This window comes from Sphingomonas zeicaulis (assembly GCF_050433225.1).
GTDB lineage: Bacteria > Pseudomonadota > Alphaproteobacteria > Sphingomonadales > Sphingomonadaceae > Sphingomonas_D > Sphingomonas_D zeicaulis.
Genome location: NZ_JBNPXQ010000001.1, coordinates 1,118,611 through 1,142,180 on the forward strand (window position 1 = coordinate 1,118,611; position 23,570 = coordinate 1,142,180).

19 protein-coding genes are annotated in these 23,570 nt (G+C 66.3%); 9 read left to right on the forward strand and 10 right to left on the reverse strand.

What is annotated here, in order from left to right; genetic code table 11:
• The first annotated feature begins 39 nt into the window (after positions 1 to 39).
• The 3 genes from FHS96_RS05385 to FHS96_RS05395 all read left to right on the forward strand — a co-directional run bounded on the left by FHS96_RS05385 (position 40) and on the right by FHS96_RS05395 (position 5,419).
• Positions 40 to 1,248, forward strand: coding sequence for an MFS transporter (locus FHS96_RS05385; RefSeq protein WP_429588455.1), 1,209 nt, complete (start codon positions 40 to 42; stop codon positions 1,246 to 1,248).
• Between the two features lie 74 nt (positions 1,249 to 1,322).
• Positions 1,323 to 3,947, forward strand: coding sequence for a valine--tRNA ligase (locus FHS96_RS05390; RefSeq protein ID WP_429588456.1), 2,625 nt, complete (start codon positions 1,323 to 1,325; stop codon positions 3,945 to 3,947).
• On the forward strand, positions 3,947 to 5,419 hold the full coding sequence (locus tag FHS96_RS05395; RefSeq protein ID WP_429588457.1) for an MATE family efflux transporter: 1,473 nt from the start codon (positions 3,947 to 3,949) through the stop codon (positions 5,417 to 5,419). The genes FHS96_RS05390 and FHS96_RS05395 overlap by 1 nt, the downstream gene beginning before the upstream one ends.
• Here FHS96_RS05395 and FHS96_RS05400 read toward each other — a convergent pair.
• Genes FHS96_RS05400 through FHS96_RS05410 form a run of 3 tightly spaced genes read right to left on the reverse strand, consistent with a single transcriptional unit; the run spans position 5,416 to position 9,136 of the window.
• On the reverse strand, positions 5,416 to 6,315 hold the full coding sequence (locus FHS96_RS05400) for a diacylglycerol/lipid kinase family protein (RefSeq protein WP_429588458.1): 900 nt from the start codon (positions 6,313 to 6,315) through the stop codon (positions 5,416 to 5,418). The two genes, FHS96_RS05395 and FHS96_RS05400, sit on opposite strands and share 4 nt — an antisense overlap.
• A 56-nt stretch (positions 6,316 to 6,371) precedes the next feature.
• The gene (locus FHS96_RS05405) at positions 6,372 to 7,529 is read right to left on the reverse strand and encodes an endo-1,4-beta-xylanase (RefSeq protein ID WP_429588459.1); all 1,158 of its coding nucleotides are present in this window, start codon (positions 7,527 to 7,529) and stop codon (positions 6,372 to 6,374) included.
• On the reverse strand, positions 7,526 to 9,136 hold the full coding sequence (locus tag FHS96_RS05410; RefSeq protein WP_429588460.1) for a glycoside hydrolase family 43 protein: 1,611 nt from the start codon (positions 9,134 to 9,136) through the stop codon (positions 7,526 to 7,528). The genes FHS96_RS05405 and FHS96_RS05410 overlap by 4 nt, the downstream gene beginning before the upstream one ends.
• 216 nt (positions 9,137 to 9,352) lie before the next feature.
• Between FHS96_RS05410 and FHS96_RS05415 the strand changes: the two genes are divergently transcribed.
• Positions 9,353 to 11,539 carry a hypothetical protein gene (locus tag FHS96_RS05415; RefSeq protein WP_429588461.1) on the forward strand — a complete coding sequence of 729 codons (2,187 nt, stop codon included), beginning with the start codon at positions 9,353 to 9,355 and terminating at the stop codon, positions 11,537 to 11,539.
• 59 nt (positions 11,540 to 11,598) lie between these two features.
• Here the strand turns inward: FHS96_RS05415 and FHS96_RS05420 are convergent, their stop codons facing one another.
• Positions 11,599 to 12,363, reverse strand: coding sequence for an SDR family oxidoreductase (locus FHS96_RS05420; protein ID WP_429588462.1), 765 nt, complete (start codon positions 12,361 to 12,363; stop codon positions 11,599 to 11,601).
• A 121-nt stretch (positions 12,364 to 12,484) separates the two neighbouring features.
• Between FHS96_RS05420 and FHS96_RS05425 the strand changes: the two genes are divergently transcribed.
• The 5 genes from FHS96_RS05425 to FHS96_RS05445 are packed head-to-tail and all read left to right on the forward strand — an operon-like array spanning position 12,485 to position 16,717.
• Positions 12,485 to 13,393, forward strand: coding sequence for a LysR family transcriptional regulator (locus FHS96_RS05425; RefSeq protein WP_429588463.1), 909 nt, complete (start codon positions 12,485 to 12,487; stop codon positions 13,391 to 13,393).
• A gap of 48 nt (positions 13,394 to 13,441) precedes the next feature.
• Positions 13,442 to 15,004, forward strand: a complete 1,563-nt coding sequence (gene metG / locus FHS96_RS05430) for a methionine--tRNA ligase (protein ID WP_429588464.1) — start codon at positions 13,442 to 13,444, stop codon at positions 15,002 to 15,004.
• A complete protein-coding gene (locus FHS96_RS05435; protein ID WP_429588465.1) occupies positions 15,004 to 15,780 on the forward strand; it encodes a TatD family hydrolase in 777 nt (258 codons plus the stop codon). Before metG ends, FHS96_RS05435 begins: the two co-directional genes overlap by 1 nt.
• Complete coding sequence (locus tag FHS96_RS05440) at positions 15,777 to 16,550, forward strand: MBL fold metallo-hydrolase (protein WP_429588466.1); 774 nt, start codon at positions 15,777 to 15,779, stop codon at positions 16,548 to 16,550. The genes FHS96_RS05435 and FHS96_RS05440 overlap by 4 nt, the downstream gene beginning before the upstream one ends.
• On the forward strand, positions 16,547 to 16,717 hold the full coding sequence (locus tag FHS96_RS05445; protein ID WP_429588467.1) for a hypothetical protein: 171 nt from the start codon (positions 16,547 to 16,549) through the stop codon (positions 16,715 to 16,717). The genes FHS96_RS05440 and FHS96_RS05445 overlap by 4 nt, the downstream gene beginning before the upstream one ends.
• A 66-nt stretch (positions 16,718 to 16,783) precedes the next feature.
• Here the strand turns inward: FHS96_RS05445 and FHS96_RS05450 are convergent, their stop codons facing one another.
• The 6 genes from FHS96_RS05450 to FHS96_RS05475 form a co-directional block, all read right to left on the reverse strand.
• A complete protein-coding gene (locus FHS96_RS05450; RefSeq protein ID WP_429588468.1) occupies positions 16,784 to 17,251 on the reverse strand; it encodes an Lrp/AsnC family transcriptional regulator in 468 nt (155 codons plus the stop codon).
• Positions 17,248 to 17,766 carry an Lrp/AsnC family transcriptional regulator gene (locus FHS96_RS05455; RefSeq protein WP_429588469.1) on the reverse strand — a complete coding sequence of 173 codons (519 nt, stop codon included), beginning with the start codon at positions 17,764 to 17,766 and terminating at the stop codon, positions 17,248 to 17,250. The genes FHS96_RS05450 and FHS96_RS05455 overlap by 4 nt, the downstream gene beginning before the upstream one ends.
• A 61-nt stretch (positions 17,767 to 17,827) precedes the next feature.
• Positions 17,828 to 18,691 carry an SDR family NAD(P)-dependent oxidoreductase gene (locus FHS96_RS05460; protein ID WP_429588470.1) on the reverse strand — a complete coding sequence of 288 codons (864 nt, stop codon included), beginning with the start codon at positions 18,689 to 18,691 and terminating at the stop codon, positions 17,828 to 17,830.
• Positions 18,688 to 19,443 carry an SDR family oxidoreductase gene (locus tag FHS96_RS05465; protein ID WP_429588471.1) on the reverse strand — a complete coding sequence of 252 codons (756 nt, stop codon included), beginning with the start codon at positions 19,441 to 19,443 and terminating at the stop codon, positions 18,688 to 18,690. The genes FHS96_RS05460 and FHS96_RS05465 overlap by 4 nt, the downstream gene beginning before the upstream one ends.
• A gap of 13 nt (positions 19,444 to 19,456) precedes the next feature.
• Complete coding sequence (locus FHS96_RS05470; RefSeq protein WP_429588472.1) at positions 19,457 to 21,169, reverse strand: FAD-binding protein; 1,713 nt, start codon at positions 21,167 to 21,169, stop codon at positions 19,457 to 19,459.
• Complete coding sequence (locus FHS96_RS05475) at positions 21,169 to 23,385, reverse strand: TonB-dependent receptor (protein ID WP_429588473.1); 2,217 nt, start codon at positions 23,383 to 23,385, stop codon at positions 21,169 to 21,171. Before FHS96_RS05475 ends, FHS96_RS05470 begins: the two co-directional genes overlap by 1 nt.
• Positions 23,386 to 23,570: the final 185 nt, after the last annotated feature.

The following is a 23,570-nucleotide window of genomic DNA, read 5'->3' on the forward strand; positions in this document are numbered from 1 at the left end:
TGGAGCGGATGGGCAGTGCCGCGTCGAAAGGATGGCGGCGTGAGCGCCACCGCGCCGCATCTCCGCTACGCGCGGAGCAATATCGCGCGGCTGGCGATCGCACAGGCGCTGGCGGGCGCCAATTCGGTCGTCCTTTTCGCGACGGGCGCCATCCTTGGCCATGAATTGGCGCCGATCCCGGCGCTGGCGACCTTGCCGATCTCCATCTTCGTCGTCGGCATGGCGGCATGCATATTGCCGGCCGGCGCTGTCGCGCGGCGGCATGGGCGGCGGATCGCCTTCCTGCTGGGCAATATCTGCGGTGTGCTGGTCGGGCTGCTGTCGATGCTGGCGGTGATGCAGGCGTCGTTCTGGCTGCTCTGCCTCGGCGCCTTTCTCGGCGGTGCCTATGCGGCGGTCGTCCAGTCCTTCCGTTTCGCGGCAGCCGACTGCGTCGAGCCCGAACGCCGTCCGCGGGCGCTTTCGATCGTGATGGCGGGCGGAGTCGTCGCCGGCGTGCTCGGCCCCCAGCTCGTCACGCTGACGATGGACCTGTGGCCCGCGCACATGTTCGCGGCGACCTTCATCGCCCAGTCGATCGTCGCCTTGCTCTCCGCGGTCGTGCTGGCCGGCGTGCGCCTGCCGCTGCCGACCGCCGAGGAGATTGCCGGCGGCAGGCCATTGTCGGCGATCGTGCGACAGCCGGGCTTTGCCGTCGCGGTGATGTGCGGCGCGATCTCCTACATGGTGATGAACTTCCTTATGACGGCGGCACCGCTGGCGATGCGGCTGTGCGGCCATAACCAGGCGAGCTCGAACCTCGGCCTGCAATGGCACATTATCGCAATGTATGGCCCCAGCTTCTTCACTGGTGGGCTCGTCACTCGCTTCGGCGCGGCACGTGTCGCCATCGTCGGCTTCGCGTTGATCGGCATGGCCGTGTTCGCCGGTCTGCGCGGAATTGCGGTGGCGGATTTCTGGCTCACCCTCATTCTGCTGGGGATCGGCTGGAACTTCAGCTTCGTCGGTGCCTCGACGATGGTGCTCGACTGCCATCGACCGGAGGAAAAGGCGCAGGTGCAGTCGCTCAACGACTTCATCATCTTCGGGCTGATGGCGGTCGGATCCTTCACCTCAGGCGAACTGCTCACGCTCTACGGGTGGGATACGGTGCTGTGGGTGTCGCTCGCACCGCTGGCGATGGTGGTCGCCGCGCTGCTGCTGTTCATCACGCGCAACTTGGCGCCGCTCGCCCGCCCGGCGCGCTGACGCGCCGCGATGCGCGGCCATATCGCCATAACCGCTTGGCATCCGCGCCCGCGCGCCGCTAAGGCCGGCGCATCATGACCGAACTCGCCAAGACCTTCGACCCCGCCGCCATCGAGGCGCGCTGGTATGCGCATTGGGAACAGGAAGGGCGTTTCCGCCCCGAGCGGCCGGAGGCGCAGCCCTTCACGATCGTCAACCCGCCGCCGAACGTGACGGGCAGCCTGCACATCGGCCACGCGCTGGATAACACGCTGCAGGACATTCTCGTCCGCCACGCCCGCCTCCAGGGCAAGGATGCGCTGTGGGTGGTCGGCACCGACCATGCCGGCATCGCGACGCAGATGGTGGTCGAGCGTCAGATGGCCGAACGGCAGCAGAAGCGTACCGATTTCACCCGCGAGGAATTCGTCGCGAAGGTGTGGGAGTGGAAGGAAGAGAGCGGCGGCACGATCACCCGCCAGCTCCGCCGGCTCGGCTGCTCGATGGACTGGGCGAACGAACGCTTCACGATGGACGAGGGCTTCAGCCGCGCCGTTATCAAGGTGTTCGTCGATCTCCACGCGCAGGGCCTGCTCTATCGCGACAAGCGGTTGGTGAACTGGGATCCGGGCCTCAAGACCGCGATCTCCGACCTCGAGGTCGAGACCAAGGAAATCGCCGGCAAGTTCTGGCATTTCCGCTACCCGCTGGAGGATGGCAGCGGCTTCATCTCGGTCGCGACGACGCGGCCGGAAACGATGCTCGCCGATATGGCGGTCGCGGTGAATGCGGAGGATGTGCGATATACTGCACTGGTCGGCAAGAAGGTCCGCCTGCCGATCACCGGCCGGCTGATCCCGATCGTGACCGACGAGCATGCCGATCCCGAACTGGGCTCGGGCGCGGTCAAGATCACGCCTGGGCATGATTTCAACGACTTCGAAGTCGGCCGTCGCGCCGGCATCAAGCCGGCGGACATGCTCAACATGCTCGACGCCGAGGCGCGGGTCATCCAGACCGCGGACGTCCTGATCCCCGAGGATCTGCTCGGGCTCGACCGGTTCGAGGCGCGCAAGCGGGTGATCGCGCTGATCGAGGCCGAAGGGCTGCTGGAGAAGGTGGAGGATCGCACGATCCAGACGCCTTATGGCGACCGCTCCAACGTCGTCATCGAGCCCTGGCTGACCGACCAATGGTATGTCGACGCCAAGACGCTGGCCGGCCCCGCGCTCGATGCGGTCCGCAACGGCGACATCCGCGTCGTGCCCGAGACCTGGAAGAAGACCTGGTACAACTGGCTGGAGAATATCCAGCCCTGGTGCGTCAGCCGTCAGCTCTGGTGGGGCCATCAGATCCCCGCATGGTATGACGAGGATGGCAATTGCTACGTCGCCGAGGATGAAGGCGCAGCGCAGGCGCAGGCCGGCAACAAGAAGCTGTTCCGCGATCCGGACGTGCTCGACACCTGGTTCTCCTCCGCGCTGTGGCCGTTCGGCACGCTCGGCTGGCCGGACCAGACGACCGCGCTCGATCGGCATTATCCCAATGACGTGCTGATCTCCGGCTTCGACATCCTGTTCTTCTGGGATGCCCGCATGGCGATGCAGGGCTTGCACTTCATGAAAGAAGTGCCGTGGAAGACCTTGTATCTGCACGGTCTTGTTCGCGCGGCGGACGGTTCGAAGATGTCCAAGTCGAAGGGCAACACAGTCGATCCGCTGGGGCTGGTCGACCGCTTCGGCGCCGACGCGCTGCGTTTCACGCTTGCCGCGATGGAAAGCCAGGGACGCGACATCAAGCTCGATGAGAAGCGCGTCGAGGGCTATCGCAACTTCGCGACCAAGCTGTGGAACGCCTCGCGCTTCTGCCAGGCCAACGGCATCGGCGCCTCGGCGACGATCGAGCCGCCGGCGGCCGAGCGCGCGGTCAACCGCTGGATCCTCGCGGAGACCGTGGCGACGGTGCAGAAGCTCGATCTGGCACTGACCGACCTGCGCTTCGACGAAAGCGCCAACACCATCTACCAGTTCGTCTGGGCGACGTTCTGCGACTGGTATCTGGAGCTGATCAAGGGCCAGATCGACGACGAGACCAAGGCCGTCGCCGGCTGGGTGCTCGACCAGATCCTGGTGATGCTCCACCCGTTCATGCCGTTCATAACCGAGGAACTATGGCATGCGATGGGCGAGCGACCCTATGACCTGATCCTCGCGAAGTGGCCGATGGCCGATGCGCGCGCGATCGACCCGACCGCGCAGGCCGAGATCGACTGGCTGATCCGGCTGGTGACCGAGGTGCGCGCAGCGCGTTCCGAACTCAACGTGCCCCCCGGCGCGAAGCTCGCGGCCTATGTGCAAGATAGTGCACAGCTGACCAACGAGCGGCTGGAGCGCGCCTTGCCGATGCTCCAGCGCATGGCGCGGCTTGAGTGCGTGTTGGCCGATCCGGCGCCCGCTGGCGGTGCCGCGCAGATCGTCGTCGACGAGGCGACCTATGTGCTACCGCTGGAAGGCGTGATCGACGTGGACGCGGAACGCGCCCGGCTCGCCAAGGCGCTTGCTGCTGCGCAGAAGGAGCGCGATGGGCTCGCCGGCCGGCTCAATAATCCGGCCTTCGCCGAGAAGGCGAAGCCGGAAGCCGTGGCCAAGGCGCGTGAGGATCATGCCGCGAAGACCGCCGAGGCCGAACGTCTCGGTGCCGCGCTGGCGCGCCTCGGCTGATGGAAGGCGGGGGCGAAGCCGGTGCTGCGTCCCCGAAAGCGACGCGTGACCTGACGTCGGGGCCGATCAACAGTACCCTGCTGTTGTTTGCCCTGCCGACGCTTGGTTCGTCGATTCTTCAGTCGCTCAACGGCTCGATCAACGCGATCTGGGTCGGGCAATTCCTCGGCGAGACGGCGCTGGCGGCGACGACCAACGCCAATCTCGTCATGTTCCTGATGTTTTCGGCGGTGTTCGGCTTCGGCATGGCCGCCGCGATCCTAATCGGGCAAGCGGTAGGGCGGCGCGATCTCGACGGCGTGCGCCGCGTGTTCGGTACCACGATGGGGCTGTTCGGCGTAGCCTCGCTGCTCATCGGCTTCATCGGCTGGGTTTCCGCGCCCGCGTTGCTGCGGCTGCTCGCCACGCCAGACGATGTGTTCCCGATGGCGCTCGCCTATCTCCGCGTGATCTTCCTCGGCATGCCGCCGATGCTGGTCAGCGTGTTGCTGACGATGTGCCTGCGCGGCATCGGCGATGCGATCACGCCGCTTTGGGCGATCGCCGCCTCGGTGGTGATCGACGTGGCGCTCAACCCGGTGTTCATCCTTGGCTTGGGGCCTGCGCCGCAACTCGGCATCGCCGGCAGCGCGGTAGCGACGCTGATCGCCAACATGGTCAGCCTGATTGGCGTGGTCTACGTGATCTACGCCCGGGACCGCATGATCCGGCTACGCGGTGCAGAATTGCGCTACCTGTTGCCCGACCGCGGGCTGCTCGGCGCGATCTTCGCGAAGGGCTTCGCGATCGGCGTGCAGATGCTGGTCTTCGCCTCCTCCGGCCTCGCGCTGATCGGACTGGTCAATCGCGAGGGCAGCGCGATGACCGCAGCTTATGGCGCAGCCAGCCAGTTGTGGACCTACATCCAGATGCCGGCGATGTCGGTGGGCGCAGCGGTCAGCGCGATGGCGGCGCAGAATATCGGGGCCGATCGCTGGGATCGCGTGCGGCTGATCGCGCGCGGCGGCATCCTGCTCAACCTTGCGCTGACCGGCGCCTTGATCGCAATCGTCTGGTTCATCGATCGCCACGTGCTGTGGCTGTTTCTCGGTACAGACGGCGCGACGATCGCGCTGGCCAGCCACATCAACCGGATGGTGGTGTGGAGCTTCACATTGATGGGCATATCGATGGTGCTGAGCGCGACCGTGCGCGCCAATGGCGCCGTGATCGCGCCGCTGATCATCTTCGGCATCGCCACCTTGCCGGTCCGCTTCGGCGTCGCCTGGGGGCTGCGGCCGGTGTTCGGCACCGATGGCCTCTGGGTCGGCATGTGGGTCGGCTCGATCGCCGCCGCGGGCGTGATGGCCGCCTATTATCGCTGGGGCGGGTGGCGCGAGACGCGGATGCTGCCGCCGCCGAGCCGCATCGAGGTGGAGGAGGAGGCGATGGCCTGCTCCGAACCGGCGGGCAAGATCGCGCCGGTGGGCTAGGCCTCCGCCGGCGCCACCACCTCTATTACAGCCTTCGCCACCTTCGCCATCACCGGGGTATGCGCCAGCACCTCGCCATCGATCGAAATCGGCAGCGGCGGGTCGGTGGCGACGCGCATCGCGGTGCCGCGGAATTCGCGATAGGTTTTCTTACGCGCGCGCATTTTCACCACGCTCGTGAACCAGCTCCACGCCAATGTGCTGCTCTTGGTGCCAACCACCGCCTGGACGATGATCTCGCCGCTGTCGAGTTCGGCATCCTCCACCAGTTCGGTGCCGCCATGGTAGCGTCCGTTGGCGATGCGCACCTCAAGCGCGTCGATCGTCTCGGCATCGGCGCCTTCGCCGACGGTGAGCTTGAACGGGCGGAAGCGCGTCATCTGGTAGGTCGCCCACATCAGGTAGCCGATGCGGCCGAGCGCGCGCTTCAGCTTGTGCGGCACCGTCTCAGCAATGAGCGGCGACACGCCGATCGCGGCGCAATTGGCGTAATAGTCATCGTCAATCATGCCGAGATCGATGCGCCGGCGCTGGCCGGTTGCGATCACGTCGATCGCGCCGTCGATGTCGAGGGGGATGCCGAGCCCCCGCGCGAAGCTGTTGGCGGTGCCCAGCGGCAGCAGCGCGAACACGCAGTCCTTGCCGACGAAATAGTCGACCGAGCAGGAAAGCGATCCATCGCCACCCCCCACGATCACCATCGGCGCCCCTGAATTCACCGCTTCCTCTATGGTCGATTGCAGTTTCGAGGGCTTGCGGACGGGATAGGCCTTGATCACGTCGATCCCGGACTCCCGCAGCCGGACGACGGCATGGCGGAACATCTCGCGGCCCTTGCGCGACTTGGCGTTGACGACAAGGATCGCGCGCTTGGGCACCGGGCGGGGTTGGTTCATGCCGCCGATAACGCACGAAATGCTTCGTGGTCCCAACGAAATCTCTTGTATATGAACTAGAGCTTCGCGCGTGCCTTGAGCGCGTCCGCCAGCGCGGCGCGCATCGGCTTCGGGCGGAAGTCCTCATCATAGAGGCAGGGGCGCTTGCGCAGCCTGTCGGCGCGCGGGGTGAGGCCCTGGTGCCAGCTATAGGCATCGGCCATACCCCACACGATGACGTCCTTTAGCTGCCTGTAGGACAGGCAGGTGTCTAGGAAGCTGCGCAGGTAGCGCGCGGTTTCGCGGTCGCGGGTTGCGATGTCGGCAGGCAGGCGCTTGTCGCTGACGTCGAGCTCGGTGATCAGCAGATCATAGCCCATCTCGGTCACTCGATCGAGGAAGTCGCGCCATGCGCGCTCGTCATGAAGGCCGAACGCGCTGCTTTTGTCGGGATCATGGTCGCCGATATGCGCCTGGATGCCGAGCGCATCGACCGGCACGTTCCGCTTGCGGAAGCCCTCCAGCAATTCGAGCACCTTCGCGCGGTGCAACTCGCCGCCCGGCTCCCACAGCATATAGTCGTTATAGACTAGCTCCGCATGCGGCGCGGCGTGGCGGGCGGCGTGGAAGGCGATGTCGATCAGCTGCAGCGCGCCGACCGGGCGCGACAGCGCAGTTTCGCGCAGCACCCCGGTCTTGTGGTCGATCGCCTCGTTGACGACGTCATAGCTGATGATGCGCTTGCCATAGCGGGAGCAGACGCGATCGACATGCTCGACCATCAGCCGCTCCGCCTCGCTGGCGGGGCGCTGGCCATAATCATGCGCGTCCCACCATTTCGGCGCATAGTCTGGGTGGTTCCACAGCAAGGTGTGGCCGCGGAAAGCCATGCCATTCTTCTCGGCGAAGGCGATCAACTGGTCGGCGCCCGAGAAGTCCCAGTCCTGTGGCCCGTTGCGGCGGATCACCGACCATTTCATTTCATTCTCGGGCGTCATGATGCCGCATTCGGCGGCCATCACCGCGCGGTAACGGGCATCGACGAAGCCGCGCGGCCCGTTTTTGCTGCCGATGCCCATCGCCGAGCCGAAGCGCATGCCGGCCGCCACCGCGAGCGCATCAAGTGGTATGCCCGGCGTCAGTGCAACCTCTTCCTGTGCGAAGGCGGGCAGGGTGCTGGCGGCAAGCGCCGCGCCGGCGCCGATCATCGCCTCGCGGCGGCCGATCCGCATCATGGCCGCGCCTCCATCACCTCGACGCGGAACCAGTCGGCATCAATCCAGCCGCTCTTGCCCGCCTTCGCGCGGGTAAAGCTGAACAGGGCGGGGCGCGACCCCCGCCACCATGAAAATTTTGCGAGTGGAATCGGATCGCCGAGCGGCACGAAGCGGCGTCCGCCATCGAGGCTGTAGCTGTAGCGGACCTGCTGCTCGATACCGACTTCGGCGCGCAGGTCGATCGTTTTGCCGGGCAGCGGGACGGCGGGGGTCTCGGTACCTTCCGAAGCCAGGGTCACGCGCCGCTTGCCGCCCTCCTGCACCACGCCGATCCAGCTTGGCTTCACCCCGAACAAGGCGACCCCGCCGCGCTGGCCGTCGCGCATCGCCGACACGTCGATCCGTGCGGTGACGCGCATGGTCGGCCCCTGCAGCATCTGCGTCAGCGTGTTCCGCGCGGTCACAAGATGCTCGGCATGGCCGGCCCTGAGCCGCATGTAGCCCGGCCGTTCGGCAAGGCTCCATGCCGCGTTATCGGGATTATGGTTCCACTGCCATTGCAGCCCCAGCGTGCGGCCGGCGAATTCGTCGCCAGCCTGGATGCGGGCGGGAACGGCTGGCGCCGGCATCGGTCCGCCGACAACGGGCATGCCCGCGGTCTCGCCGGCTGCCGCCTCGCCAACGATCGGCCAACCATCGGCGCCCCAGCGCACCGGCTGAAGATGGGCGATGCGGCCGAAGGCGCCGGTCGAATTGAAATGGACGAACCAGCCCTTGCCGTCCGCCGTTTCCACCCAGCCGCCCTGGTGAGGCCCGGCGAGGTCGAGCGACCCGCCGGGCTTGAGCACGACGCGATGCTCATAGGGGCCCTCGATCGAGCGCGCACGCATCACCGCCTGCGGGCCGGTGGAAACGCCGCCGATCGGCGCCCAGATATAATACCAGCCGTCGCGCTTGTAGACCTTGGGGCCTTCGAGCACCGGCAGGTTTGCCTTGTCCTCGACGATGGTCTTGCCCGCATCGAGCACGCGCTTGCCGTCCGGACTCATCCGGTGGAGCACGAGCGGCCCGGCGCCGACACGCGAATGGACCAGCCAGGCGGTGCCATCATCGTCCCAGAAGGGGCAGGGGTCTTCGAGACCGGCCTGAGCGATCACCTGCACGGGCGCGGTCCAAGGGCCGGCGGGGTCGGCCGCGCTCGCCATGAACACGCCTTCGTCGGGCGTCGCCCAATAGACGTAGAAGCGGCCATCATGGTGACGAATCGAGGGCGCCCACACGCCGCTGGCATATTTGGTGCCACCGATCGGCTTGGAGATGCTGTCGTTGAGGGTGTGCGGCCCCGGCATGTCGTAGAGCCGGCCGAAGGGGAGGCGAGGCAGCACATGGCCGATGATCCGCCAATGCACGAGGTCACGCGAGTGGAGCACGGGGATGCCCGGGGAGAGGTGGAAGCTCGACGAGACGAGATAAAAGTCCTCACCCACGCGGATCACGTCCGGGTCCGAATAGTCAGCGAACAGGATCGGGTTTGCGTAGCGCGCGCCATTGCCCTGCGCCGCGAGGGCGACAGGTGCCATGGTAGCGATCACGGCCACTGCCGCGACATGGAAGGTGGTGCGCATCGCTCAGACATCCCCTCATCGGTTGCGCCCGCGAACCGGGTCGGTTTTCCTTCTCAACTTATGGGATGTTATGCTATTAGATGAGAAAGTTGACGTCAAACCAAGAATCGGCCGGACGCGCAGAAGGGGAGCAGGATGATCGGAATCGGTAACGGCGCCAAGACAGCCGGCCACCGTAAAGGTAGCGTTATCATACGGTCCCTCACCGGAATCGGCATGACCGCCGCAGCGCTCCTCCTGCTCGGCGGTGCGAGCGCGCCGATCGATCGCCACGCACTCGTTTCGCGGCACGCTGTCATCCAGACGAAGGTCGATCCGCACGCGCCGGTGATGCTCGGCAACGGATCGCTCGGTTTCACCGCCGATATCACCGGGCTCCAGACCTTTCCCGAGGCCTATGCCAAGCAGTCCCCGCTGCTGACGATGGCGCAATGGGCGTGGCACAGCTTCCCCAACCCCAAAGGCTATACCGCGCGGGATGGCGAGGCTTTGGTCGACGTGCCCGGGCGCGGCAAGCAACCTTATTCCTATATCCGCGACTTCGCCGAGATCGAGCAGCGGCCCGCGCTCGCCTGGCTGCGCGAGAATCCGCATCGCTTCTCGTTGGGACGAGTCGCGCTGGTGCTGACCGACGCCAAGGGGCAGCCGGCGCGGATCGAGGCGCTGAGCGGGACCGAGCAGAAGCTCGACCTGTGGACGGGCACGCTCACCAGCCGTTTCCGGTTCGACGGCCAGATGGTGACCGTCGAAACGCGCGTCGACGCCGATCGCGATCTTGTCCGCGTCCGCGTGACCTCGCCACTGGTGGCGGCGGGGCGGGTCGCAGTCGACGTTCGCTATCCCGGCGTGTCGCGCCAACTCAACCCCGATCCGTCGGACTGGTCGGCAGGCGCAGCAAATGTCTCAACGGTCGTCGCACAGCAGGGCGATGCGGTGCAGATTGATCGGCAGGTTGACGATACGCACTATCGCGCCAGCATCCAGGCGCCGGGCGGGCGGATAGCTGCGGTGGCGGCGCACCGGTTCCGCGCCTCGGCCCACGGGAAGGACCGGCTGGATGTCGTCGCCGGGTTCGAGCGCAAGGCGGCGGCGCTGCCTGCGTCCGACAATGATGCGGCGGCGACGCGGGTTGCGGCGGCGTGGCGCGGTTATTGGTCGAAGGGGGGCGTCGTCGATTTCAGCGGCAGCACCGATCCGCGCGCGGCCGAACTCGAACGCCGCGTGGTGCTTTCGCAATATCTGGCCGCGATCAATGAGGCGGGCGACGTGCTGCCGCAGGAAGAGGGGCTGTTCTCCAACAGCTGGAACGGCAAGTTCCACCTCGAAATGCATGGCTGGCACGCGGCGCATTTTGCGCAATGGGGTCGCGCCGGGCTGCTCGAACGCTCGATGGGCTGGTATGTCGCGCATCTCGATCAGGCGCGCGACCGGGCCAGGCGCCACGGTGTCGAGGGCGCGTGGTGGCCCAAGATGGCGGGACCGGCGGGGGACGAAAGCCCGAGCCCGATCAATCCCTTCATCATGTGGCAGCAGCCGCACCCGATCTATCTCGCCGAGATGCTGTATCGCGCCGAGGGCGGCCGCGCCGCGCTCGATCGCTACGGCGCGCTGGTCGATGCGACAGCGGATCTGCTCGCCTCCTGGCCGCTCAGCGAGAACGGCCGGCTGAAGCTTGGCCCGCCGATCGTGCCGGTGCAGGAGAATCATCCGCCGCTGAGCACGACCAACCCTGCGTTCGAACTCGAATATTTCCGCTGGGGGCTGGCGACCGCGCAGGCGTGGCGTGAGCGACGCGGGCTGCCGCGCAAGCCGGCGTGGGACCGGGTGATCGCCGGGCTGCCCGCGCCCGCGGTGCGCGACGGCCTCTATCTGCCGGTCGAGACCTCGCCCGGCTTCTGGACGGACACGATGTCGGCGGCATGCAGCGGCAATGCGGCAAAACCGCCCTGCCTCAACCGGGACCATCCATCTTTCCTGATGGCCTATGGCCTGATCGGCGGCACCCGTGTTTCACCGCCGACGATGCGCAGCACCTTGGCGGCGGTGCGCAAGCATTGGGACATCCGCCAGACGTGGGGCTGGGATTTCCCGATGATCGCAATGACCGCCGCGCGGCTCGGCGAACGCGACGCGGCGGTAAGTTGGTTGTTTGAAGATACGACCAACAATCGCTGGGGCGTGACAGGGATGACGCCGCGCGTGGAACTGGCGCCGGAGGAGCAGGGTGGCCCCGACGGCGATGGCTATAAGCGGATGGCAGACACTTATTTCCCGTCCAATGGCTCGCTGCTGCTTGCGGTCGGCATGATGGCCGCTGGGTGGGAGGGCGCCGAAGGCCCCGCTCCGGGATTTCCGAAGCAGGGCTGGGTGGTGCGGACGGAAGGGATCAATCCGCTGCCTTGACCCGAATTTTTCCTCCCCGAGCTTTCCTCGGGGGGAATTGATGGCCACAGAACGGGCCTTCAGCTCCGCGTGATCGAAATCCCGCCATCGACTAGCGATGCCGTGCCGGTCACGAATGCCGCATCGTCGGACGCCAGATACAGCACCGAGCGCGCGATCTGCTCCGGTGTGCCGACCCGCTTCAGCGCGTGCATCGCCGTCAGCGCGGCGCGCTTTTCCTCGGTGTCGTTCATGTCGCGATACATGTCGGTGTCGACCGCGCCCGGCAGGATCGCGTTGACGCGGACCTGCTGCGGGCCGAACTCGGCCGCCAGCGCCTGGGTGAGGCCGATCAGGCCGGATTTGCTCGCGGCATAGGCGGCGGCACCCGGGAAGGCGAAGGTGTGGCCGACGAAGGTGGAGGTGAAGATGACCGACCCACCGCCATGCGCCGCCATATGCGCGATCTGGTGCTTGGCGGCGAGGAAGGAGGCGGTGAGGTTGATCGCCACCGTATCGGCGAAGCCCGCCTCGCTGACCGTGGTGGAGGGGCCGCCCTCGCCGAGCGTGCCGGCATTGTTGAAGGCGATGTCGAGGCCGCCGAATCGATCGACCGCGGTACGCACCAGCGTCTCGTGAAACGCTTCCGAGCGCACGTCCCCGGCAACCGCGATCGCCTTGCCACCCGCCGCCTCGATCTCCGCGACGAGCGTGTCGAGTTCGGCGCCGCGCCGTGCCGCGACCACCACCTTCGCACCTTCTGCTGCGAACAGCCGTGCCGTTTCGCGACCGATGCCCGAGCTTGCGCCGGTGATGATCGCCACCTTGTTGTTCAACCGATCCATTTGATGTCTCCTGAACGGCGGGGCGGCCCTTTGCCGTTCCGTCGATGATTGCGAAGATGGCGCGGGTGGATCGTTCGGAGTAGTGAGCTGGTTCAGGAACTGCTTTTCGGAAATCCGAACGATGCTGAGGATCGAGGGACTGGCCGCGTTCGTCGCGGTGGCGGAGGGCGGATCGATCAGCGAGGCGGCGCGGCGGCTGCGCCTCTCCAAGTCGGTGGTCAGCGAAAGGCTGGCCGATCTCGAACGCAGTCTCGGCGGTGCGCTCGTCCATCGCTCGACGCGGCGGCTGACCTTGACCGAGGATGGCGGCGCCTTCCTCAATCGCGCCCGCCACATCCTCCACGAAGTGACCGAGGCCGCCGCCGACATGGCGGAACGGCGCGGCACATTGTCCGGCGCGTTGCGGATCGCCGCGCCCGTGACCTTCGGCCGCATGCACCTGGGACCGGCGCTCTATCCCTTTCTCGCCGAGTATCCGGCGATCGAACTGACGCTCGACCTCGACGATCGCCGCGTCGATGCGACGTCGGGCGGCTATGACGCGATCATCCGCCACGGCCCGATCGCCGATTCGCGCCTCGTCGTGTGGACGCTCGCGCCCAGCCGGCGCTACCTCGTCGCCGCGCCCGACTATCTCGATCGCCACGGCACGCCGAAGACGCTCGAGGATCTCGAAACGCATCGCAGCATGTCCTACGCCTATCGCGGTATCGCAGACTGGCTGTTCGAGACGCCGGCGGGCGGCATCTCCGTCCGCGCCAAAGTGGCGTTGCGCTCCAACAATGGCGACATGCTGCGCGATGCGGCGATTTCGGGGCTGGGCATCGCGCTGCTGCCGGGGTTCATCGTCGGTGAGGCGCTGCGCGACGGCAGCCTCGTGGCGATCGACATCGGCGTCCAGCCTGCGGCCGAGTTCATCTATATGGCGCATCCGGCGGGGCGGACCCCTTCCGCCAAGCTGCGCGCGATCGTCGAGCATCTCCGCGCCCGCTTCGGCAACCCGCCTTATTGGGATCCACCGACATCTTGAGCAGGCCAAGTCTTTCCCGCGACGCAGCGAGGCGATAAGGCGCGGGGCATGTCCGACCCATTCTACATCACCACCGCGATCAGCTACCCCAATGGTCGCCCCCATATCGGCCACGCCTATGAGGCGATCGCCGCCGATGCGATCGCGCGTTCGCGCCGCATCGCCGGCCGCGACGTGTTCTTCATGACCGGCACCGACGAGCATGGCCTGAAGATGGCGCAGACCGCGCGCGACAAGGGTATGGAGGTTGCTGATCTCGCGACCGAAATGTCGGGCTATTTCCGTGAGATGGATAACGCTCTCAACATCTCCTATGATCGTTTCATCCGCACTACCGAGCCCGGGCACCATGCCGCGAGCCAGGCGATCTGGCGCGCGATGGAGGCCAATGGCGACCTCTATCTCGGCCGCTACGAGGGCTGGTATTCGGTGCGCGACGAAGCCTTCTATGACGAGAAGGAACTGGTCGAAGGGGAGGGCGGGGTCCGCCTGAGCCCGCAGGGCACCCCCGTTGAGTGGACGGTCGAGGAGAGCTGGTTCTTCCGCCTTTCCCGCTATCAGGACAAATTGCTGGCGCTGTTCAACGACCAGCCCGACTTCATCCGGCCGGAAAGCCGGCGCAACGAGATGATCGCCTTCGTCTCGGCCGGGCTTTCGGACCTGTCGGTCTCGCGCACCAGTTTCGACTGGGGCGTGAAGGTGCCGGGTTCCGACGGCCATGTGATGTATGTGTGGGTCGACGCGCTGACCAACTATCTGACCGGCGCCGGCTATCCCGACGACCAGGACCGGATGGCGCGCTTCTGGCCCGCCGACGTCCACATCATCGGCAAGGATATCGTCCGCTTCCACACGGTCTACTGGCCGGCCTTCCTGATGTCGGCAAACCTGCCGCTGCCGCGGCAGGTGTTCGGCCATGGCTTCCTGCTCAATCGCGGGCAGAAAGAGTCGAAGTCGGTCGGCAACGTCACCAACCCGCTCGACCTTGCGGCGCGTTTCGGCGTTGATGGCTTGCGCTACTTCCTGCTGCGCGAAGTGACCTTCGGCAGCGACGGCAACTACAGCCCCGAGGCGATCGTCACCCGGGTCAATGCCGATCTCGCCAAGAGCTTCGGCAACCTCGCGCAGCGGGTGCTGTCGTTCATCGCCAAGAATCTCGACGGTCGGCTGCCCGACTTCAACGATCCGCAGCCTGCCGACACCGAATTCTCGATGCTGGTGGCGCAGGCGACGCTGGACGAGATGCCGCGCCATTGGGAGGATCTGGCGATCTCGCAGGCGATCGAGGCGTGGATGCGGGCGGTGTGGGCCGGCAACCAATATGTCGATGCGCAGGCGCCCTGGGCGCTGCGCAAGACCGATCCTGCGCGGATGGAAACGGTGCTGGCGACGCTGGTAATGGCGATCCGCAACCTCGCCATTGCGATCCAGCCGGTCATTCCGGCTTCCGCCGCGAAGCTGCTCGACCAGTTGGGCATCCCGGCCGAGGACCGCACGATCGCCGGTATCGGCGATGCAGGCTGGTATCAGGCGCTGCAGGCATCTGGCTTCAAACTGGCACCGCCGACCCCCATCTTCCCGCAACTGGAACTTCCCGCGGACGCCGCCTGATGCTCATCGATTCCCACTGCCACCTCAACTACAAGGGACTTGCCGAGCACCAGCAGGAGGCGCTCGACCGCGCACGCGGCGCGGGCGTTTCGGCGATGCTCAACATCTCCACGCGTGAGCGCGAGTGGGACGATGTGCTGGGGGTCGCAGAGCGTGAGACGGATGTGTGGGCGTCGGTCGGCATCCACCCGCATGAGGCTGATGCGCATCCCGATGTCGATGCCGCCAAGCTGGTCGCGCGCGCGGCGCACCCGCGGGTGATCGGCATCGGCGAGACCGGGCTCGATTATTATTACGACCATAGCGACCGGGATCGGCAGAAGACGAGCTTCCGGTCGCACATCGCCGCCGCGCGCGAGACGGGGCTGCCGCTGATCGTCCACACCCGCGATGCCGAGGACGATACAGCGGCGATCCTTGCGGAAGAGATGGGGAAGGGGGCCTTCCCCGCGCTCATCCACTGCTTCACCGCGAGCGGAGGCTTCGCGGACAAGATGCTCGACCTCGGGCTGCTCATCTCGATCTCGGGGATCGTGACCTTCAAAAATGCAGCCGAACTGCAGGAAACCGCAGCGCGCCTGCCCGCGGACCGGCTGCTTGTCGAGACCGATGCGCCTTTCCTTTCGCCTGTGCCGCATCGCGGCAAGCCGGGCGAGCCCGCCTTCGTGGCTGATACCGCGCGCTTCCTCGCCAAGCTGCGTGGTGAGAGCATCGAGGATCTGGCGGCGGCGACGACCGCCAATTTCTACCGGCTGTTCACGAAGGCGCGCGCTTGAGCCTGAGGGCGGTGATCCTCGGCAGCGGCACCTCCTCGGGGGTGCCGCGCATCGGCAATGACTGGGGCGATTGCGACCCCACCGAGCCGCGCAACCGCCGCCGCCGCGCCTCGATCCTGATCGAAAGCGCGACGACCCGGATCCTCGTCGACACATCGCCCGACATGCGCGAGCAATTGCTGTCGGCCGATGTCTCGGATGTCGACGCGGTGCTGTGGACGCACGACCATGCCGATCATTGCCACGGCATCGACGATCTGCGGCAGCTTTTCCACGCCCGTGGCGCGCCGGTGACGGCCTATGCCCGGGCCGCGACGCTCGAGACCCTGCGCCAGCGCTTCGGCTATGCGTTCGACGGCAAGGAAGGCTATCCGCCGACCGTCAGCGGCCATGACCTGCCCGATGCGCTACGGATCGGCGACATCGACATCGCGGTGGTCGATCAGCCGCACGGGTCGATCACGTCAGCGGGGTTTCGGTTCGAGGCAGGTGGGGTGGCGATAGGCTATTCGACCGATTTTCATATCGTGACATCGGCTATGAGCAGCCTGTTCCAAGCTATTGATATATGGATCATTGATGCGTTGCGCCATCGCCCGCACCCGACGCATCCGCATGTGGGCTTGACGCTCGATGCGATCGCCGCAGCCGGCGCGCGCCGTGCGGTGTTGACGCACATGGACTGGTCGATGGATTATCGCACATTGTGCGCCACGCTGCCGCCGGGCGTAGAACCGGGCTATGACGGGATGGTTGTCGAAGTCGGATGAGCGAAGGTCAGACCGCCAATTTCATCTATATGCTGCTGTTGCTGGTGCTCGTCGGCAGCAGCCTGATCGCGCGGCGCTTGCCGCTGGGGCAGACGCTGAAGATGGCGATCGCCTGGGTGGCGATCTTCGCGGTGGGGTTTTTCATCGTCCATCTGGTGCGCGGGTAAGGAAGCGGCTTCCTCCCCCGTTCGCCCTGAGCGAACGGAGGGGGACGCACTGCGAATTCGCCCGCCTCAATCCACCAACGCGCAATATCTGAAGTCGTGCTTGATGAAATTCTGGCCCAGGCTGTAACGTACCCGCCGCACGCCCGGGATCTTGTCGATCGTCTGGTGCAGGAATTCGGTTAGTTGGTTGCCATCCTCCACCAAGGTCATCGCCAGCACATCGGCGCGGCCGAGCATGGTAGACACGAAGCCAATCTCGGGCAGCGAGGCGAGGTGCTCGGCGAGCGCGTGGATGTCACCCGCGGTGTTCGCCTCGATCCAGAGATAGGCGAGGAACGGGTTCTTCAGGCGGTTGGCGTTCGTCACCGCAGCGACACGGATCACCTTGTTGTCGAGCAGCCGCTTCAGGCGCGATCGGATCGTGCCTTCGGTCAGCCCGAATTCGCGGCCGATCTCGCGGTTGCTGACGCGGGCGTCGTGGCTCAGCCGGTCGATGATCTTATGGTCGAGTTCGTCGAGCGGGATGCGGGTCATAGCGGCGCCCATTCGGGGTTGTACTTCAGGATCTTCATCGAGAGGCCCGGGAACAGCCGCTCCACGCCCTCGACATTGGCAATCGAGTCGGTCAGCAGCCGGTCAAGCTCCTCGATGTCGGCGGCGACGACCTGGATTTCCAGATCATACATGCCGATCGTGACGTTGACGGTGATGACATTCTCGAGCGCGGCGAGTTCCGCGCCCACTTCGGCGGCGGAGCGGCCTTTCACCTGCACGCCCACCGCCGCGATGGCGTTGAAGCCCATCGCAGTGAGGTCACGCATCGCGACCACGCGCACCGTGTTGTTGGCTTCCAGCTTGCGCAGCCGGGTGCGCACCGTCGCTTCATTGACATCGATCAGCCGCGCCAAGTCGCGATTGGCGATGCGGCCGGACTGGCGCAGCGCGGCGATGATCTTCTCGTCGATCGGTTCGAGATCGGCGGGCGGTGCGGAGACGCGCTGCGGGGCGGCCGCCGGTTCCACTGTCTTCTTTGTCCGTCGTGTCGCCACGTCTTTTTCCGTTCCTGTCTCTGTGCTTCCCCACAGCGCCGCCTGATCGCGGTCGACCTCCTTAGCGAACAATCGCGGGGTGGGGAATGCGGGGCTCGCCCAGCATCGCGCGGAAGGAGGGCGGCTGCTTGTCGCCGGCGTCGACTATGCCGTAACGCTCGCCCATCTCGGCGCCGATCAATGTCTGCCCGGTCAGCGCCATCCGGTTTGGATCGGCGTGGATCGCAGCGACCACCCGGCCGGTAAACTCCGGCGTTTCGGCATTGGCCATGATCGCCTCATACTGGTCCGGCCGCTCGGCGATCGCCTTGTCGGTGCGCTCGGTCTTGAGCGGCCCCATCCAGATCGAGACCGCAGCGACATCCACCTCCTTCAGGTCTACGCCCATGTCTGCAGCGAACTTGTCGACGCCGGCCTTCTGCGCGCCATAGGCGGGGCCGTGCATGTAGCAGGCCGAGCCGAAGGAGGAGGTGAAGACGATCAGCCCGCCGCCGGTGCGGATCAATAGCGGCGCGGCATGGAAGCTGGCGACATAGCCGGAGCGCAGCCCGACATCGAGGATGTTGACCAGGCTCAGCGGGCGCTCCCAGAACCCGCCGGGCTGGATCAGGGCATCGTCGATGATCGCGGCATTGTTGACGAGGATGTCGAGCCGACCCTCATCGCGCTCGATCTGGCCGAACAGCGCCTGGACCGCATTGTCGTCGCGATGATCGACCGCGACGGGGATGCCGCGCCCGCCCGCCTCGTCGATCGCGCGCGCGGTGCCGCCGATCGTGCCGGGCAGCGCCGCCGATCCCTCAACGGTGGTGCGGCCGGTGACATAAACCGCATAGCCCGCCGCCCCCAACGCCCGCGCGATGCCCGCGCCCGCGCCGCGGCTGGCGCCGGTGACGACGGCGACCTTGCGATTGTCCTTGCTCATGCCGAATGCTCCTTGAGGATGTCGAGGAAAGGGGGGCGCTCACCGCCGCCATGGACTTCGAGCGCGGCGCCGGTGACATAGGATGCGGCCGGAGAGGCGAGGAACAGGGCCGCTTCGGCGATCTCCCCGGCGCGGCCCAGCCGCCGCGCGCCGATATTGCTGGCGATCGCAGCCTGCGCGGCGGCATCGCCATAGGTGGCTTCGGTCGCCTCGGTTTCGATATAGCCGACGATGATCGCGTTGATCCGGATCGCTGGCCCCCATTCGTGTGCCAGACTGCGGCCCAGCGCGATCAGTCCGGCCTTGGCCGCCGAATAGGCCGCGGTGCCGGGGGAGGGGCGCTCCGCCGAGACGCTGGCGATGTTGACGATCGACCCGCCCCTCGCCTGCATGTGCGAATGCGCCGCCTGCGCCAGATAGATCGGCGCCATCAGGTTGAGCGCCACCACCCGTTCAGCGAGACGCGGCGAACTGGTGGCGAGCGGCGCTTCGGGCGAGCCGCCGGCATTGTTGACGAGGATATCGAGCCGGCCATGCTTGGCCGCGACGGCATCGACCATCACGCGTACCGCATCGGGATCGCGCACGTCGCACGCGACCACCTCCAGCCCGTCGATCGCCTGCGCGCTACGCCCGCAGACCGTGACGGTCGCACCCGCCGCCGCAAGCCGCCGCGCGATGGCGAGGCCGATGCCGCGCGTGCCGCCGGTGACGATCGCCACCTTGCCTTCCAGAGTGCTCGAATCCCCCATTCGCATCCTTTCGTCAGATATTGGCGCGCGCCGCATGGCGGGCGGCGCGCCGGCCGGAGAAGAAACAGTCGGCGAAGGACAGACCGCTGACATAGGTCTGCGAAGCGAGGCCGACCGCGCTGCGCCCCGCCGCATAAAGGCCGGGGATCGGCGCGCCGGTGCGATCGAGCACCTGGCCGCTTTCCTCCGACACGCGCAGGCCGCCGAAGCTGATCACCGGCAGCGGCAGGAAGCGGCTCTCGATCGAGATATCCATCGCGTAGAAGGGCGCTTGCGCGATCGGCTGCATATCCGCCGGTTCCTTGCCGAATGGGTCCGCCGCGGCGCCGGAAGCGGCGGCATTATAGGCATCGACGGTGCGTGCGAGCCCGGCGGGGTCAACGCCGATCTTGGCGGCAAGCGCATCCAGGCTGGGCGCCTTCTTCGCGTTGAAGGCGAGGTTGAGCAATGTCACGTCGCGCTGGAAGGGCACGAGGTTGGGATCGCGCGCCTGCGCGAACGCCGCCTTGCGCAGCGCCTTGTCATAGATCAGCCAGGCGATGCCGCCCTGATGATCACCGATATGCTCGCCGAGCGTCGCGCCATAGACGGTCTCGTCGACGAAGCGCTCGCCGGCGCGGTTGACGACGATCGCATCCGACCACGCCTTGGGCGGGTTGATGAAGCGCCAGGCGCTGATCTTGTCCATCAGCGCGGTGGCGCCGCCCGCGCTCATGCCGAGCAAGATGCCGGAGCCCTGATCGCCCAAGGTGCCGTTGGGCATGCCCTTCGCGTAGGTGGGGGCGTAGCGCTGGACCATGCGCGGGTTCATGATGAAGCCGCCGGCGCTCAGCAGCACGCCTTCACGCGCGCGGATCAGCCGTTCGGTGCGCCCGTGCGCCTCGATTGCGGCGGCCTTGCGGAGATAATGGTTGCCGAGGCCGATCGTCACCGAGGCCAGCGGGATGCTTGGCGGGAGTGCCGCGAGCAATGTGTTGGCGCGCGCGATGTAGCGGGTGAAGCGCTGGGCGTCGGTCGAGCCTTCGGGGATCTGCAGTATGCGCACACCGACCACACGGCCGCTGCGGTCCTGAACCAGTTGCCGCGCCTCGGCGAAGCGGTGGAACCGCAGGCCGAGGCCGAGCGCGGATTGGGTCAGCGGTTCGGTGATGAACTTGCCCAGCCCCCAGGCCTTTTTGCCATCCTTGCCGAAGGCGCGATGGCCGCGCGCCGCCGGCTTGGCGCGCGCGCGATAGCTGGCGACCAGCGAATTGTCCGGATGGTAGAGGAAGCGATCGAGCGGCGGATAGGACGCCTTCTTGCGCCAGACGCCGCCCGCCAGCTTGCCGCCATGCTTCAGGATCCAGTCGATCGTGCCCGGGCTTTCCTCGACGAAGCGGCGCAAGGTGGCGTCCGACACCACGTCGCCGGCCTCGATCCGCAGATAATCGAGCATCGCCTGCGGATCATCCTCCTCGCCCTCCTGCCGCTGGATCGCGGTGCCGCCACCGGCGTAGAAGACGCCGCCATTGGCCGCGGTCGATCCGCCGCAGGCATAGCGATCGACCGCGGTGACCGCGAGGCCGCGCTCCAGACCCTCCAATGCGGCGGCGACACCCGCGCCCCCGAGGCCGACGACAACGAGATCGGCGATCTCCGTCCAGGCGACGTCGCCGGCATCCTCGACGATGAGCGGCGCGTCGACCGAAACGCCGACCTCGCTGGCGGGGGAGAAGGGCGCGTTCATCAGAAGCGGTACGAGACCTGGCCGAGCACCTCGCGGGGGCGGCCCTGGCGTGCGGCGATGGCGGCGGTGTAGTTGGCGGTGCCGACGATATAGTCGCGGTCGAACAGGTTGGTCGCGATCAGTTGCGCCTTGATGCGGTCATCATCGCTGGTCCAGCCGATCCGCGCGTTGACGATGCCATAGCCGTCCTGCTTTTCGGCATAGTCGGTCACCGCGCCGAGGCCGTTGTTGGCGGCGGTGAAATAGATCCGGCTCTGCACATGCGCATCCGCGCCGAGCACGATCTTGCCGGCATCCGCCAGCTCGACCGTATAGGCCGCGCCGAAGGTGGCGGACCAGCGCGGTGCGTTGTTGAGGCGATTGCCCGAGGCGTCGAAATTGCCGAAGGTCGTGACGAACGCATCCGGATAGTCGCGATATTTGGCATCGAGCCACGCGACATTGGCGGTCAGTTCGAGCGGACGGACTGGGCGGGCGACGATTTCCGCCTCGATGCCCTTCACCCGCGCGGTGGCGGCGTTCTGCGTGCGTGCGCCGAGCGAGGCGCCGATCTGGACGTAGCTCTGCACCTGCAAGTCGGTATAGTCATAATAGAAGCCGGTCAGGTTGAAGCGCAGCCGCCGGTCGAGCCAGTCGCTCTTGAGGCCCAGTTCGTAGGACCAGAGCTTTTCGGGGCCATAGCCGGCGGCGGCATCGACCGCATTGTTGGCGCCATAATCATAGCCGCCGCTCTTGAAGCCGCGTGTGGCCGACGCATAGATCAGCACGCGTTCGCTGGGCGTGAAGTTGATCCCGAATTTCGGCGTCAACGCATCGTCGTGGCGTTTGGTGTCGATCGAGAAGGGCTCGGGCAGGCCGGGAATGCCGCTCAGCACGAAACCCTGTTCGGCGACCGAAGGGTCGGTATCGGTCGACGCGGTGAAATAATCGTCGATCGCGTAACGCTTGCGCTCACGGGTGTAGCGCAGGCCGGCGATGAGCGAGAATTGATCCGACAGGCGATACTCGCCCTGCCCGAAGAAGGCGATCGAGCGTGCCTGCAGCAGCGGCCGCTGGATGTGCGAGGCGCCGAACGGGAAGAGCGTGAGGGTCAGCGGCTCGCGGTTGCGCTCGTCGAAATAATAGGCGCCGAGCACCCAGCTCAGCCGTTCGCTGTCGCCCAGCAGGCTGAGTTCCTGGCTGAACTGGTGCTGGCGGATCGGGCGGAGCTGGTTGAGCAGCACGTCCGCCGAACTTGCATCGGCATCGGCGATGATCCTGCCGCGAAACACGCGGTAGCCGGTCAGCGAGCGCAGCTTGAGACCGTCGGCCAGCGGCAGGATGAGATCGCTGGAAACGCCATAATTCTTCAAAACGGTAAAATTGTCGCGGTTCATCGAGACTTTGTCGGAATCGTCGAGGACCGCATCGTCGGTGGGATTGCCGGTGGGGCGGATCAGCTTGGGATAGGCGCCGAACGCGCCCGACTGGCGCGACCAGTCCGCGCGCAGCGTCCACTCACCGGACGCGCCGATGGGGATGAGGACCTGGCCCCGGACGCCGCGCGATTTCAGATCCTCGGCATCATTGCCGGTCGACACATTCTCGCGGAACGCATCATGGCCGGAAATGTCGGCGGCGAGGCTGGCGCGGATGCCGCCGGCGATCGGACCGGAGATATAGGCCTGCGCGGCATAGCGATCGAAGCTGCCATAGGCGGCCTGCACCTGGCCCTCGAGTTCGGCCGAGGGCTTGCGCGAGACGATGTTGATCGTGCCGCCAACCGAATTGCGGCCATAGAGCGTGCCCTGCGGCCCGCGCAGCACCTCCACCCGCTCGACATCGAGGAAGTCCTGCAAATAGCTGAGCGGGCGGGCGAGGTAGATGCCGTCGGTGTGGATCGTCGTGCTCGGATCGGAGCCGATGAAGACGATGTTCGAACCGATGCCGCGGATGAAAAGCTGGGTATAGCCGGACAGGTCCGACACCTGCAGCGAGGGCACATAGGTCTTGAGATCCTGCACGTCGCGCACGCCGCGATCGTCGAGCTGGTCCGCGCTGAGCGCGGTCACCGCGATCGGGGTCGATTGCAGCTCGGTCTCGCCCATGCGTGTCGCAGTGACGACGATATCGGGCAGGCCATCGGGATCCCCCATCACCTGCGCGGTCGCGGGGCTGGTCAGCATCACGCCAAGGGCGACTCCCGCCATCGACGCTGGCCGGATGATGCGTTGCATTTCGTCCTCTCCCTTACTCAAGATGCCGATCTCGTGCCAGCACTGTGCGAGGATGCGTATCACGCGCTCTATGACTATGCTAGATCGACTCTCGCGATAATGAGTCGATGCAGTTGACGGTTTGCGTAAAAATCACTAGCCATCATTACGAATGCTGGTGAAAGATAAGGTGTGAGGCGTGCAGG

What these genes read in the sequence shown, in the direction of transcription:
- FHS96_RS05390 (WP_429588456.1), top strand. Translation starts at nt 1,323, where the DNA reads ATGACCGAACTCGCCAAGACCTTCGACCCCGCCGCCATCGAGGCGCGC.
- FHS96_RS05395 (WP_429588457.1), top strand. Translation starts at nt 3,947, where the DNA reads ATGGAAGGCGGGGGCGAAGCCGGTGCTGCGTCCCCGAAAGCGACGCGT.
- FHS96_RS05400 (WP_429588458.1), bottom strand. Translation starts at nt 6,315, where the DNA reads ATGAACCAACCCCGCCCGGTGCCCAAGCGCGCGATCCTTGTCGTCAAC.
- FHS96_RS05405 (WP_429588459.1), bottom strand. Translation starts at nt 7,529, where the DNA reads ATGATGCGGATCGGCCGCCGCGAGGCGATGATCGGCGCCGGCGCGGCG.
- FHS96_RS05410 (WP_429588460.1), bottom strand. Translation starts at nt 9,136, where the DNA reads ATGCGCACCACCTTCCATGTCGCGGCAGTGGCCGTGATCGCTACCATG.
- FHS96_RS05415 (WP_429588461.1), top strand. Translation starts at nt 9,353, where the DNA reads ATGACCGCCGCAGCGCTCCTCCTGCTCGGCGGTGCGAGCGCGCCGATC.
- FHS96_RS05420 (WP_429588462.1), bottom strand. Translation starts at nt 12,363, where the DNA reads ATGGATCGGTTGAACAACAAGGTGGCGATCATCACCGGCGCAAGCTCG.
- FHS96_RS05425 (WP_429588463.1), top strand. Translation starts at nt 12,485, where the DNA reads ATGCTGAGGATCGAGGGACTGGCCGCGTTCGTCGCGGTGGCGGAGGGC.
- metG (WP_429588464.1), top strand. Translation starts at nt 13,442, where the DNA reads ATGTCCGACCCATTCTACATCACCACCGCGATCAGCTACCCCAATGGT.
- FHS96_RS05435 (WP_429588465.1), top strand. Translation starts at nt 15,004, where the DNA reads ATGCTCATCGATTCCCACTGCCACCTCAACTACAAGGGACTTGCCGAG.
- FHS96_RS05445 (WP_429588467.1), top strand. Translation starts at nt 16,547, where the DNA reads ATGAGCGAAGGTCAGACCGCCAATTTCATCTATATGCTGCTGTTGCTG.
- FHS96_RS05450 (WP_429588468.1), bottom strand. Translation starts at nt 17,251, where the DNA reads ATGACCCGCATCCCGCTCGACGAACTCGACCATAAGATCATCGACCGG.
- FHS96_RS05460 (WP_429588470.1), bottom strand. Translation starts at nt 18,691, where the DNA reads ATGAGCAAGGACAATCGCAAGGTCGCCGTCGTCACCGGCGCCAGCCGC.
- FHS96_RS05465 (WP_429588471.1), bottom strand. Translation starts at nt 19,443, where the DNA reads ATGGGGGATTCGAGCACTCTGGAAGGCAAGGTGGCGATCGTCACCGGC.
- FHS96_RS05470 (WP_429588472.1), bottom strand. Translation starts at nt 21,169, where the DNA reads ATGAACGCGCCCTTCTCCCCCGCCAGCGAGGTCGGCGTTTCGGTCGAC.
- FHS96_RS05475 (WP_429588473.1), bottom strand. Translation starts at nt 23,385, where the DNA reads ATGCAACGCATCATCCGGCCAGCGTCGATGGCGGGAGTCGCCCTTGGC.